The sequence below is a fragment of the Vibrio sp. V30_P3S12P165 genome (assembly GCF_009904905.1).
Taxonomy (GTDB): domain Bacteria; phylum Pseudomonadota; class Gammaproteobacteria; order Enterobacterales; family Vibrionaceae; genus Vibrio; species Vibrio fujianensis.
The window spans coordinates 59,975-74,610 of sequence record NZ_WXWH01000067.1; the positions used below are offsets into that span (position 1 = coordinate 59,975).

The following is a 14,636-nucleotide window of genomic DNA, read 5'->3' on the forward strand; positions in this document are numbered from 1 at the left end:
TTATAATAGCGAGCCACTTAACTGGCCCGCTATTTTTCTGTGTCTAACCCAATAAAACGACAGCGGTGTTAGCCATATTCAGTATCGAATTGATTGCGCTATCATTCCTCAAAATGCCTTAGCGCATCTCATGACCCAAAAATAAAACACAAAGTGCATACGACTTCATCAATCACTCAGTATTTTTATCACTATCTTGACCTTCCTGAAAGAGAACAAGATCAATGGATTAAGCAACTAAAAATAAATGATGAACCAGGCTATCAAGCCCTGCGTGCATTAGTGGCGTCATCAAACCAACAAGATTTCTCCTTAAGCCAAGTCTTAGCAACACATGCAGTAACGTGGCATCAAGCCACTCCAAATTATACTGGCCAGCAAATTGATAAATACCAATTAACGCAAGAAATTGGCCGAGGAGGAATGGGAGTTGTGTATGCCGCTCACCGTGCAGATAACACGTTTGAGCAACAGTTAGCGATCAAATTTATCCAACCAGAAATGAGCCAGTTATTAGGCCATCGAGCACTGTTTGCCGAAGCACAGTTACTCGCTAAACTGGATCACCCGGCGATAGCTAAAGTTTTTGACGGGGGCGTATACAATGACCAAGTGTATATTGTGATGGAACGGATTGATGGTCTGCCTCTAGATCAACACCTTCAACAACATCATTTAAGCCTACAACAACGCCTAAAGCTGTTTAACGATCTCTGCCGTGCCGTGGAACATGCTCATCATCATCAAATTTTACATGCAGACCTTAAACCCGAAAATATTTTAGTCACTCGCCACCATCAAGTTAAACTGATCGACTTTAACTTGACTCAAAAATTACAACATAGCCACAAGAAGGATGAAAACTTCACCTTCAAAGCATTGAGTGTCGAGTATGCAAGCCCAGAACAAAAACGGGGCGATTATTTAACTCAACAAAGTGATCTCTATTCATTAGGAAAAGTATTAGCACACTTACTGACCGGACAAGCGATTGGTCAAGAACTGCCATTCGTCATTCATAAAGCCACGGCAGATGATATCTGTGCGCGATATTCTAACGTCGGAGAACTTAGACAAGATATTGAGGCGCTACTGACTCACCATCCCATTAAGCAAAAAGCCACTGAGCCATTCTATATTATGCGCTGCTTTGTCAAGCGTCGCCCTATGGTCAGTTTACTTAGCTTATCGTTAATGGTTATGGGACTCGTGTTTACTTATACTTTGCTGGAAAAAAATCGTCAGTTAGAGCAAGAGCAGCGCGTCACGGAACAGATGTTATTACAATTAACTCAACTAATGTATCATACTCAAAATGGTCAAGCTGAAACCTTAAGTGTACAAGGGATGTTAGACATCACTCGCCGACAGCTATTGACCAACCCCGAGATACCACATCATATCAAACAAAAATTATTGACGGCCTTAATGACCCCAACACCTGATAAACAAAAATTAACCTTAAATTGTCGCACCGTGAACTGTTCATCATGACGCATTATATGTTATCGCTTAATCATTCTGTATACATCGCTTTACTACTAGCGCTGACAGCATCGCTGCACAATCAGGCCTATGCCGGTCAAGCTAATGAATCCGCTTTACCTAATCTCTTCTCATCAACCGTCATTTATCAATCTCAGGGGGAGAAGCTGGTCAATACGATCATAAAAAAGCGCGATTGGCGTGGTAAATTATGCTTACAAGATCTTGATCGCCAAATTCATCCCGGTTACCAGCCTCCTATTGGGCGCATTATTTTTTCCATTCATGAGCACGGTATAACTCAATATCCGTCTCCCGGTGATTATTTTCAAAACTGCTCTCTAGACGTACGTCAGTCGATCAGCACACCATTTACCGAACCATTACAGCCTTTCGAAAATCACCAAGGGTTATTGGGTTGCGCTCTGACCGGCTGTACTGTTAATGATCTCAGCGGTTTTTATATTGAAAATCATGACGATGAGGGAGACTGGAAATATCGCACAATTGCACTGAGCTTTGATCCTGAAGCACAGCTTTTGATCGAAAAAATTCAAGGATTAGGTCGTAATGAACATGTTTCACACCTTAACCAAGAGCAAACGTTAGCCTTTACTTATCCATTAGATAAGGGCGATAAAATCGATTTCTCTGGCATTTGGCGACAAACCCTTTACCAAGCACAAACGATGCAATACCGTTGCTTGTTGATCACACCGCAAGCCATCCGGCTCGGACCAACTGGTCAACATGAGTGCCCTACACAAGAAACGCTTTATCGTATAGATATTTCAGACCAGTTTCGCGCGATGTGGTGGCGTGATAACCCAGAACCTTATGCGCAACTAGCCCAACTCAATACCACGGTGACCTGGTATGACCCAGACTTAGGTCGCCAGTGGGTTAGTTGGGAGTATCAACCGGCTGGAAAAAATTGGGATCTCGGTGTGCTTTACCGCTTTCAACAACAAAAGTTTTTGGATGATGCTGGGATGGAAAAATTGCGCCTCTTACACGCGAGTGAATTCGTTAAACAACATGATGGTCAGCTAAAATCATGAATTCTTTCACACACATTTTATGCCGTTGGCAACAAGGTGATAAAGAGGCAGAAGCACAACTTTATCAGTTAGCTTATCAGCAACTGCGCCAAATCGCCGCACAAGAACGCCGCAAAAATATAGCCAAATATGGTGATCATGCCATCCAAGAAGATCATCTACATAATACAACCGCACTGGTACACGATGCATATATCAAACTCGCACAAGCCAATTTACAAGATATTCAACATCAGCGTGAATTTTTATTGCTGGCAGCCAAAGTGATGCAACAAATATTGATTGATCACGCTCGCGCTGCACAAGCAAAAAAAAGGCAAGCAACCATGTCGTATTCCGTACCCCATCCACTTCATTTCGAACAACTGGTACTGCTGGACAAAACGCTGGATCACTTTACTATTCGCTACCCAAGACAATCGAACGCTTTAAAGTTGAAATATTTTATTGGAATGAAAACACTTGAAATCAGCCAGTTACTCGAATGTAGCGCTAGCTTAATTGAAAAAGATCTCAAGTTTGCTCACAGCTGGTTACAAATGCGGATGAGTGATCAATGAAGTATCGAGCCACGCTGATCGTGCTGGGGCTATTGATGTTGGTTGGTTGGCAATGGCCTCACGACACTCTCCAAGCTGATCCTCTTGCACTATCAAGGATGAATCAAACAAAGCACACAAAGCTCGCGGGTGAGTCGTGGAAACGCTTACCGAACCGTGATCGCAGTCACTCAACTAACCACACCCATCAGGACGTAGACTCTACTCTAGACGTAGACTCTACTCTAAATAAAACAAATCAACGCCTTCAGACCATCAATCAAGACTCGCTAGCGACAAGCGAAGAATGGCCTCTTTCGACCTTGTACGCAGCACCAGATACTGGCGCACCCCAAAGGCCGCCGCACTTAAAAACCCAAGCGAAAACCAATCATCCTCCTTATGTTGATCCACGGTACTATCAACAATTGCAGCAAGAGTTGGCGAGCTGGATCTTACAAGAAGGGACAATGGTAAACTATTCGATTGCTGTCGATGGACTATTTATTGATCCGGAAGGTGACTCCTTGAGCTATCGGGTAGAATTCAACAGCCAAGCGCTCAAACTCTTCTTTTCCAATCAACTGACGATATCTGGCTCACCAGACCGTCAAGAAAACCCGCTCATGCTCACTATCTTAGCGACAGACAACCGCGATGAATTAGACTCGGAAGAGCATCGCTGGGTCGCAGCTCACTTTCAGTTATCCGATGTCAAACCGCTTCCTGCCATAAGCGAACAACTACTCAACCAACCTCTATACCGAATTCATACCACACGAGTCATCGCGGGACAACGTTACCCTTTTTATGTCTTACAATGTGAAATTTTTGAACTCAAACAAGGCCACGTGTGGTATGCCGCGAGTTCGGATCGACAACGCTGCCCCCAACTCAATGAGATGAACATTGTGGCGACTTATCAGCAACAAGATGAGCAGATTCATTTACACTTTCCTAGCGATAAAACAGCAACTTGGCGGTTTCGCTACCGTTATTCATCCAACTATTATCCGGGGATGCAGCTTTACCAGGTGACCAGCAACGAAAATGGCCCCGAAGAAACTTATAGCTTATTTGATCAACGCATCGGAGCCGAAGCTCGTCTCAATGTGCATACGGGGCAATATCACTATCAAGGTCTAAATTTTGACTACTTAATGCTTAATGAACAACAGCAGTATTATCCAATCGGTCTGTTCAACTATATATACAACGTACGCAACGCACAGCCGAACTATTACCAACCGGCAGACTCAGACCTTAATGTTTTTCACCCGACCAAGAGTTTATTTTGTCGAGATGTTGAGCCCTATTGGGCTTACGCTAGCTTAATTGGCCCAACCCACTACAATGTGCCATTGATCAGCGAAAGTGGCGATCGGGCAGGAAACTATCCCCCGCTCTGTGGTGAGTATTTACGGAGCCAAACTCGCACCGCTCTCTATTTTGATCATGAGTTCACCGCACAAGATATTCCTTTGGACGGAAAAATTTATACCTATATTCTTTATCCTCGTCCTGAATACGCCCATTTGTTAGAGAAGTTTGCCATCAATCTGATTTATCACGCGCCCATCGATTGATGGTATCGATCGTTCTCAAGATGCACGTTATTCGTTTTCCTTATATCTAGCCTTTTCTCTTTAACCATGCCGCTCAAATTGCTTGCTCAAAAATGCTCAATATCAGTGAAGTAAAAAAATAAAATAAATTTTACGGATTTTCTGCGCTTTTTCGTTCCTTGATACTTATATCAAAAATCAGTAAAAACGAATTCATCTTCGTTCTCTTACTTACAAATTAGTAACAAGAGATTGATTTTTAAGTGTATTATTTGGAACCTAACTATAATGAATAAAATCAGTTTACTCGCATTGTCAGTCGCTATGGCGCTTACTGGATGTGGTGGCTCTGACAGCTCGGACAACACCAATCAACCACCCAGTGCCGCGGGAGTGTTAATCACCGCCCTTGATGGTCACTTTTATCAAGCGGTGATCTTTGACGATGCGGATAAAAACGGCAAATTCGATGATAATGAGTATGTATTTGGCTTAACTAACCAAAGTGGTCAATTGGAATTACCGGCTGACTATCAACTCAAAGGTCAGTTAGCCGTACAAACCTTGACCCCTGGTGGGGCGGTGCAGCGCCGTTTGGCTAACCTAAATGCGGCTTATGCCGGTAAATACACCATTGATATGGACCATCCCGCTCAAGCCATGGCCCATGAAGTGGTATTGCGCGCCCCTACCCTTGAGGCACAGCAGCAGGTGATTTCGCCAATCACCGATTTGATCGTGCTAGCAATGAAAAACGATCCGACCAGCGACCTCACTCAAGCGAAACAAACCGTTGCTAACACTTTAGGGCTGGATAACCAAGCTGAACTATTAAGCGACTTTACCAAAACAAATCCTAAGCTACATAAAAAAGCCCAGATCCTCACTGACTCGAAAGCCGCCAACCCAGCGAGCTATGAAAAAAATGCGGCGCAATTTGCCGAAAAATCCGCGCAACTCGTCGGTAACATGGACGACACAGAGATCAAGGATGTCAATCAACGTCCGGTGATTATTAATGATAATGAAAATGCCGAGAGTGGTTTCGCCCCTAAGGTAGTTACCAACCATAAACTACAGGTAAGTGAAAAGGTTAAGGGTAAACTTGAGGCCGATTTTGCCAATCTAAATCTCAAACAAGGCGACACCTTTGCTGACCAAGCGTTTTCTATCGCGAACTTATTTAGTGATAAAGACCAAACAACTGTTGAGGTTGAATTAGAGCCGAATTTAGTGGCTTCAGGACTGAGCGCGAAGATTATCAATCAGCAATTGGTTCTCAGCTCAAACGGTGAGATCAAGGCGCAAGATAATCTTTACCTGATCTTAGTCGCTACGGATAAGGACGATCAAGAGGCAGAGCGAGGTCAAGTGCGGGTACAACTGAACTTAAAAGTGACCACGCTAAATCAAGCCCCCGTTATTAACCCAACTGAAAAAGAGACATTACAGCAACAGATCGATGCTTGGTATCTGCAACAAGGGGAAGCGTTTGATCAATCGATTGATATCAGCGCGCTATTTAGCGATACCGATGGCCAAATCGTGAGCTATTGGGGCGGTGACGTACAGGTTGCAGGATTAACCATCGCTGATGTTGATAGCCCAATGATCACGCTCCGTGGCACCCCAAGCCAAGCCTCTCCAGCAGGTCAAACTTTTACAGTTAAGGTCAAAGATGACCAAGGGGCAGAAAGCTCGACAACCTTTATTCTACCAGAGGTAAAAGAAGGGATTGCCCCGCCATCACTCAAGCATCCTTTAGAAGCCACCACTTGGTATCGTCTTGAACACGGAGGCGGTACGGCAACAACTAAACTGCCTTATGAACGGATTTGGTGCGATACATTGCATTTTGAAAACGGTAAAATCTCGGGTAATTACCGCACCATGGACAACTTAACCCAGTGTGGCGCTCTCGACAATCGTTCTTGGTATAACGGCACCTATCAAGTTCAAGGCGAGCAATTGATTGCAACCTTCGGCAGCGGAGATCATAAAGAAAAAGTCACACTAACGATTACAGACGCTGATGATATCGCCCCAGGCGCAAAAACCTTAACTTGGTCATCTGACGAAGGAACCGAGCGTTACACATTGTTTCGTCGTCAGTCAGACGCTGAAGCGAGAATTCAAATCAAATCGAATGATGGCCCAGAAAAGCGCTTTTTTCCTATGATGTTACCGACACAACAAGAAGGCGTAGAAGCGTTAGGTAGGGTCTCTTTATCGTTACGGAAAAATACCAATCCTGACGATCAAAATGCGATGGATGCGAACTTAATTTTAGAGTTCCCAGACCAAGATTTCACTTGCCAGGATGCAGAAGAGTTTTATAAGTACTTTATCATTCACGGACCACAGCTAGTCACTGAAACCACCGATTATAATACAGGCGAAATTTATAAGTCTTACGGTGTTTATTCGGGTAACGAATGGGGTACCTCACTTGAGTGCTATCGAAAAACAGAAAATCACATTGTGCACGCAGCGATTGATTTCGACCTACCGGAATTAAGCAAAGGCGGCGTTTATAGCTTTATCGGCAAAGTAAAAGCCAACCAAGGTGAGTATATTGAAGCCATCAAATTCAATATGACCTGGACAGGAAAAGGCAATCACGAATAGGCATTAATCGCTCCTTCATTAAGCCCCGTCAACCGGGGCTTTTGCCATTGGTCATTGATTTCACACAAAGCACACTAAGCAGAGAGTGACCGTTCAAATTAGTCATTTTCCCACTGGTAAATAACCCTTTATTATTGGCTCCCCAATAGGGCAAATACATCGGCCATTGTTCTTTCTCCATCACTTTTGAACTCAGCAACTGTTGCCATTCGTCTTCAGTCACTAAGCGCATGCCTTGACTCTCACACATGATTTTTGAGCCGCTATAATTCAAGCGGTTCCAAGCCTGATTATGTTCCATATAAAACTGCACTTTCTCTGATGCGGTATAGGGAATCGCATAGGTTAGCCCATTGAATGATGTTTGATGACGAATCACAATGGCATTACTTTTGGGCTTGGTCGTTGATGCTTTTTTCAGTGGCTGTATTGCTGGCGATATTGGCTCTAGCGTAGCAGGCGGGTGAGATATTGGCTTGGGTTGGGTTTGAGTTATCGGACGTTGTGCTCCGTTTTTTTTGCTCACTTCACGCAGAAAGGCTTCTTGATAGCCAGCCAAGTGGCGCACTGCCGTCAGTTCTTTACGCACAGATGTATAATCATGATAAGGCCCGATTAAGCAACGAATACCGGTACTTTCAGGCTTCATCCATACGTCTGTCGATATTTTCTCATAGAGCACTTTCGCCTGCTCCACCGATAAGGGGGATGCTAATAAGCCACACTGAATCCAGAATTTGGAATCTTGACCTTTAGGTAAGGTATTCCCCCACAATCCTTGCCCAATTGGACATGATGAATCGAGAACCGGAAGTTGATCACTGGCCGCTTGGGTCGCATCACAGAGAAAATCCTGAGCAAATACGGTAAACGAGCCCAAAGAAACCGCGCAACAAGATAGGCTTAATAAAGTTCGATGGATGATTCTAGCTATCGTAACCACTCTTATATCCATAGTTATCCCTACTATAGTGACAGCATCAATGGCTTCAGGTGCAAAATACATGCAAAAAAAGAGCCGTAATTGCTTACGACTCTCAGTGTAGGTGGCTTATGGCGGTAAAATCAACCGACCAGCCTCACCCTTTATAAATTTTTGGATTAAAAACATCCCGTAACCAGTCACCGAGCAGGTTAATCACCAACACTAGGCTAATCAAAACCAGTCCCGGGAAGGCGGTAATCCACCAAGCACCAGAGAAAATATACTTAAAGCCGATACTGATGAGCGCCCCTAACGATGGCTGATCCACCGGTAAGCCCAAACCGAGGAAAGAAAGAGCCGCTTCCGACATGATCGCATTGGCAATTTGTACTGTTGAAATGACTAAGATTGGTGATAAACAGTTGGGCAAAATATGTCGAAACATAATCCGTAGCGACTTGAACCCCATCACTCGTGCCGCTTCGACATACTCTTTCTTCTTCTCTGCCAGTACCGATGCTCGAATCGTTCGAGCATACTGTGGCCATTCAGCAATACCAATGATCACCACCAACATGACAACTGCGTATTGGCTATAAAACTCACCACCAAAACTGGCTTTAAAGATAGCGGAAACAATGATTGCCACCATCATGGTGGAAAAAGAGAGCTGAATATCGGCAAAACGCATCAAGAAGCTATCAATTCGCCCACCGAAATAACCAGCCGATAATCCAATGACGATACCAAGAATGAGCTGAAGACCGACCGCTAAAAATCCAATCGTTAAAGAAAGGCGGGAGCCATACAAAATCGTCGATAAAATATCTCGCCCCTGCTCATCGGTTCCCAGTAGAAAACGCTCATCACTGCCCTCTAACCAAACAGGCGGCAATTCTGAGTCCATAATATCAATGGAGGCCAGATCGTAAGGGTTGGTTGGTGCTAATAAAGGCGCAGTTAATGCCATGGCGAGAAACAGCATAAAAAAGGCAAAACTGACCATCGCCACTTTATCGCGCAGAAAGTAGTATAAAAAATCCGATTGTTTAAAACGCTGCCAAACTGAAGGCGTACTTGTTGTCGAAGTCATGATTACGCCCCTTTTCCGGTTACATTAACGGTTGGGTTGATCAACCCATACAGCAAATCGACGATGGTATTGGTGACCACAAAAAGCAGCCCAACAAAAATGACATAAGCAGTAATCAATGGGGTATCAACCCGGTTGATCGCCTCTAAAAAGAGCAAACCGGTACCTGGCCATTGAAAAACAGTTTCCGTTAAAATGGTGTACGCCACCATTGTCCCTATCTGTACCCCACCGACGGTGAGCACTGGTAATAGCGTATTTCTTAACGCGTGTTGAAAATAAATTTTGTTCATCGCTAAGCCTTTGGCTTTAGCAAATTTGATGTATTCCGAACTCAATACTTCAAGCATTTCTGAGCGGACCAAACGAATAAAAAGTGGCAACATAATCGAGGCGAGAGCAATACTGGGTAACACTAAGTGACGCAAGCCATCGAGATTGAATAAACCCGATTCCCATCCGAATAAACGTGTCGTTTCACCTCGTCCGTAAGAAGGCAACCAGCCTAATTCAATCGAAAAGACATACATCAACATAATAGCGGTTAAAAATACCGGTATAGAAATACCGACACTGCTTCCGGCCATAATCAATTTTGAAAACAATCGCTTAGGATGAATAGCCGAGTAAACCCCAAGAGGAATAGAAAGGGCGATGATAATCAATGTCGCGGCAAACACCAGCTCTAATGTGGCCACCAACTTGTCTAAAATCACCTCAGCAGCAGGGCGCTTAAAAAAGTAGGACGTCCCTAAATCTCCTTGAACGGCTGCCCCTAAGAAACGAGTGTATTTCACTAAAAAGGGATCATTGAGCCCTAACTCATCACGCATCGCTTGTCGCTGGGCCTCTGAAACGGACTGCCCTACTAATTCACGTAGCGGATCGCCTAGGTTATCTTGAATTGCAAATGCCACCAAACTGATGACAAACATCACTATTACTGCCTGATATAGGCGTTTGACCAGAAAAGAAAACATTCCCTGCCCCTTAAACTATCCATGATGATGGTGCACAACTCGCACACCAAAACGCTTCAACCTTAATAACATACTTAATCCGGCTGAATAAAAATTAAGCTCGACAAGGTCAACGGTGTATTTTTTAATAAACGCATTACGATGCAGGAGAAAACAAGAGGTAACGAACGCTTCTATTACTTCTTGTTCTCCGATTTAATATCACTTTACTCGCATCAATGGGGTGATTATTTAACCACCAAATCACCAAAGTAAGGGAAATCCATACCATTAATGATCGGTGCTAGCTCTAAGTTTTTCTTCGCCGCCCAAGAAGGGTCTTGCCAATGAAGCGGGACAAAAGCAGCCTCATCATAAAGTATTTTCTCTACTTTTTTCAGCATCGCGTTACGTTTGGTTAAATCCGTTTCAACATTCGATGCCTCAACCAAAGAGTCAACGTCCGCATTAGAGTAATAACCACAGTTATATTGGCCTTTGCCCGTTTGCTCATCACGTGTCATGGTTAAAAACTCGGAGAAATTGGCTGAATCTTCCGTGTCAGGATGCCAACCAATCATCAACATATCTGCCGCACATTTATCAAATTCTGGCCAATATTGTGCTTTAGGCATGGTTTTTAAATCGACTTTGATGCCAATTCGAGCCAGCATGGCTGACGCGGCTTGAGCAATTTTATCGTCATTCACATAACGATTATTCGGGGCCATCATAGTCAGAGTAAAACCGTTCTCATACCCTGCTTCCTTCATCAATTGTTTGGCTTTTTTAAGATCAAAGCGTGGTTTGAGGCTCTCGTTATAACCGGCGTAACCGACAGGGCTTTGCTGCCCAGCAGCGGTCGCTGCACCACGCATTACTCGATCAACAATGCCTTGATTATTAATCGCATAAACAATCGCTTGACGCACGCGCACATCACGCAAGGCTTCATGGCTATTTTGGTTCAATTGAAAAGTGATAACTCGGGTACCGGGCATGGTATACAGCTCGATATTTTTAGCATCGCGAATACGCTGGTAATCATTCGGGGAAACAGGAGAAATCATATCAACCCCACCAGATAATAAAGCCGCAACTCGCGTAGCCGCCTCTTTAATTGGAACCAGTGTCAATTGATCAACATTACCTTTGCTGTCTTTATCCCAGTAATCAGCAAACCGAGTAAATTCGACACGAATTCCCTGCTCACGCTCTGTAACAATAAAGGGCCCGGTTCCTGATGCATGGGTTGAGGCAAATGAAGAACCATGTTTCACGATTTCGGCTTTATCTTTGCCATCGGCCGTTTTCCCTGTATAAAACTTGCTATCCATCGGGAAAATATAGGTCGCCACGTTTTCAATCAACGGATATACCCCGTTGGTTTTAATATCGATTGTGTAGTCATCGACCTTGGTGATCGATGCAAGCGGTTCAAAAATACCTTTAAAATCGGCTGACTCTTTTAAACGATTAAACGTCCATACTACATCATCGGCAGTAAACGGGTTACCCGAGTGAAATTTTACCCCTTGACGCAAAGTAAAGCGCATCGTTTCATCATCTAAACGCTGCCAAGATTGAGCCAAACGCGGCTCAAACTTCATCTCCTGCGTGAAACGAATTAACGGATCAAACACCATGTGTGACAGTTGCAGCGTTCCCCCGGAAAGCTGTTCATGAGGATCCATCGACACGGGATCTGAATTGTAGGCGACTTTAATTTGCGCCGCACTGAGTGAAAAACTCAATCCTGCCGCCATCAAGGCTAAGGTCAGCTTGCTTTTCAAGGTTATCATTGCATAACTCCTTATGCGGGAATTTATATCCCTAATGTTATTGTACTGGTATTGATATGTGCTTTTTCCACTGGATATGGAATGGAACGAAACCACCAACTAGGCTGTTTCTGCCTTTTCTCTTAACCCGGTAAACTCGGGCATCAAGGAAATCAATTGCTTGCTATATTCATGCTGCGGGCTATTAAATAACTGCTCGGTTGGAGCGACTTCCAATAGTGTCCCCATCTGCATCACTCCAACCCGATCACACATTTGTCGAATTACAGGCAAATCGTGACTGATAAACAACATGGTCAAATTCAGCTCTTGTTGTAAATCTTTCAGCAAGTTAAGGATCTGCGCTTGAACGGACACATCTAATGCTGAGGTCGGTTCATCACAAATCAATAATCGAGGGCGAGTGGCCAAAGCTCGGGCAATCGAAATGCGCTGCCGCTGTCCACCAGAAAATTCATGAGGATATTTCAGCCCCGCCATACGTCCGAGCCCGACATAATCCAATAAATCATTCACAATTTGTCGAGTCTGCGACTCATTGTCGGTCAATTTATGAAAGCGGATGGGCTCAGCAATAATATCTAATACCTTCATGCGCGGATTCATTGAAGTATAAGGGTTTTGAAACACCATCTGCATCTGACGACGCATAGGACGACGCTGCTTTTCTGACTTCAGTCCGGTTAGGTCAATCCCTTCAAAAGTCACCCGCCCTTCATTCGGTTGGTAAAGGCCAGCAATCACACGTGCTATGGTCGACTTACCTGAACCAGACTCGCCGACCAGCCCAAAGGTTTCCCCTTCATGAACCTGAAAACTGACATTATTGGATGCTTGGACATATTCACGGCGGCTTTCAAATAAAGAATCTTTGGTCACAAAGCGAAGGTTAACATGCTCGACGTTCAACAGTGGCCCGGTATAAGCACGCTGATCTTGATTTTGTCCTAACCAATGATGCTTAATATCTAACGGGGCCAACTCACTGGCTTCTTCGATATAACTAACGAGAGGAAAGCGATCTAATTTAGTGTCAGAGCGAGGCACCGCTGAAATCAAACTACGGGTATAAGGATGATCGGGATCGCCTAATACTTTCGCCGTTGGGCCAAACTCGACTAAATCACCACGATACATGACAGCAACCCGATCTGTCACATTAGACACCACCCCCATATCATGAGTCACCAGCATACAGCCAACATTATTCTTTTTACATAACTCACGAATCAGTGACAATATTTGGTCTTGAATAGAGACATCTAAAGCCGTGGTCGGCTCATCAGCAATAATTAAATCCGGCTCTCCGGCTAGCGCAATCGCAATCACCACACGCTGACGCATTCCGCCGGAAAACTGATGAGGGTATTGCTTTAAACGATTTTCTGGCTGAGGAATCCCCACTTGTTGCATGAGAGATAAAGCACGTTGATAAGCTTCTTGATGGCTAACCTTCATATTGGCATGAATGGTTTCCGTCAGCTGATGTTCAACTGTAAATAATGGGTTCAATGAGGTCATCGGATCTTGAAAGATAAATCCAATTTTTGAGCCGCGAACTTGCCGCATTTTTTCAGGGGACAAACCTGAGATTTTCTCACCATCTAACCATACATCCCCTCCAGCAATCGTACCGGGAGGGCTTAATAAATCAATGATTGCGTTGCCTACTGTAGACTTACCAGCACCAGATTCACCGACCACACCAACAATTTCACCACGCTCAATATTAAAACTTAATGACTTGACTGCCGCGTGGACACCGTGACGTGACGGATATTCAATACGTAGATTGCTAACTTCTAAAAGTGACATGTAAACCAGACCTCAACTGCTTTGGCACAATACTGCCCTGTCTGAGCCTCACACAACTACAAAGTGAACATTGTAATTGTGCAAAACCTAATAATGATTCCTTTCTACCAACACAGTACAATCTGCTGGCTATTTACAAGCTCATCAATGTGTCAAAAATCTCACATAAAAGCAACAATCAAAGGATAAAAACTCGATAAAATCCCCAAACAAAGCAGCTTAATCGAATAAATATGCATAAAACAAAGATATAATAATGGTCGATCAACTGATTAAAAATCCATCATAGTCGCTACAGAACCAAGTGCATCTGTATTTTGTATTCAATGAAAAAGCATTCAAAAAATAATTCACCGGAATATTATTTCAAATCCTGACCAGCTCCAGCATTAACAACAAAGAAACAACTCTCCACAAAAAAGGCATGAATGCCAATTAAAAAACCACCAAAATAGAAATAGACAGAGACAAGCACCAAAATAACAACAAAATAAAGCGTATTAGACGGAGTAAACACTAGGGTTAAATCGGAAAACAGCACGACTCAAGAAAAATACGTTATTTTTCTCTTTATCTATGCGCATTGCTGTGAGTACTTTGATTTTATGCATAATTTCAAAAATAAAAACTCTGATTGTAAAAAATTAGAACTCTCATTATTGTCAACGATCACCGAAAACTGATCCACTTTTAGCTTAAAAACGATCAATCAAAATTGATCCACCCTTTTACTCAGGTATTGCTCCTGAGCGTCGTTTATCTTT

The 14,636-nt window shown here is 43.6% G+C and carries 10 protein-coding genes; 5 read left to right on the forward strand and 5 right to left on the reverse strand.

All coding sequences use genetic code 11. The features are described 5' to 3' along the window. Positions 1–153 precede the first annotated feature (153 nt). The 5 genes from CAG57_RS13150 (at position 154) to CAG57_RS13170 (ending at position 7,278) form a co-directional block, all read left to right on the forward strand. Complete coding sequence (locus CAG57_RS13150) at positions 154–1,494, forward strand: protein kinase domain-containing protein (protein WP_161428458.1); 1,341 nt, start codon at positions 154–156, stop codon at positions 1,492–1,494. After that, the gene (locus CAG57_RS13155) at positions 1,491–2,546 is read left to right on the forward strand and encodes a chromosome partitioning protein ParA (RefSeq protein ID WP_161428459.1); all 1,056 of its coding nucleotides are present in this window, start codon (positions 1,491–1,493) and stop codon (positions 2,544–2,546) included. The genes CAG57_RS13150 and CAG57_RS13155 overlap by 4 nt, the downstream gene beginning before the upstream one ends. Next, positions 2,543–3,106, forward strand: coding sequence for an ECF-type sigma factor (locus CAG57_RS13160; protein WP_099610844.1), 564 nt, complete (start codon positions 2,543–2,545; stop codon positions 3,104–3,106). Before CAG57_RS13155 ends, CAG57_RS13160 begins: the two co-directional genes overlap by 4 nt. Next, positions 3,103–4,671: a hypothetical protein gene (locus CAG57_RS13165; RefSeq protein ID WP_161431078.1), complete on the forward strand. Its 1,569-nt coding sequence runs from the start codon at positions 3,103–3,105 to the stop codon at positions 4,669–4,671. The genes CAG57_RS13160 and CAG57_RS13165 overlap by 4 nt, the downstream gene beginning before the upstream one ends. A 267-nt stretch (positions 4,672–4,938) precedes the next feature. Further along, a complete protein-coding gene (locus CAG57_RS13170) occupies positions 4,939–7,278 on the forward strand; it encodes a hypothetical protein (RefSeq protein WP_161427394.1) in 2,340 nt (779 codons plus the stop codon). Positions 7,279–7,306: 28 nt separating this feature from the next. Here CAG57_RS13170 and CAG57_RS13175 read toward each other — a convergent pair whose 3' ends face one another. The 5 genes from CAG57_RS13175 to CAG57_RS13195 form a co-directional block, all read right to left on the reverse strand. After that, positions 7,307–8,233 carry an SPOR domain-containing protein gene (locus tag CAG57_RS13175; RefSeq protein ID WP_161427393.1) on the reverse strand — a complete coding sequence of 309 codons (927 nt, stop codon included), beginning with the start codon at positions 8,231–8,233 and terminating at the stop codon, positions 7,307–7,309. Positions 8,234–8,357: 124 nt separating this feature from the next. Then, positions 8,358–9,296, reverse strand: a complete 939-nt coding sequence (locus CAG57_RS13180) for an ABC transporter permease (RefSeq protein ID WP_161427392.1) — start codon at positions 9,294–9,296, stop codon at positions 8,358–8,360. 2 nt (positions 9,297–9,298) lie between these two features. Continuing rightward, on the reverse strand, positions 9,299–10,276 hold the full coding sequence (locus tag CAG57_RS13185; protein WP_161427391.1) for an ABC transporter permease: 978 nt from the start codon (positions 10,274–10,276) through the stop codon (positions 9,299–9,301). A gap of 227 nt (positions 10,277–10,503) precedes the next feature. Next, positions 10,504–12,057, reverse strand: coding sequence for an ABC transporter substrate-binding protein (locus CAG57_RS13190; protein WP_161427390.1), 1,554 nt, complete (start codon positions 12,055–12,057; stop codon positions 10,504–10,506). Between the two features lie 99 nt (positions 12,058–12,156). After that, positions 12,157–13,872: an ABC transporter ATP-binding protein gene (locus CAG57_RS13195; RefSeq protein ID WP_161427389.1), complete on the reverse strand. Its 1,716-nt coding sequence runs from the start codon at positions 13,870–13,872 to the stop codon at positions 12,157–12,159. Positions 13,873–14,636: the final 764 nt, after the last annotated feature.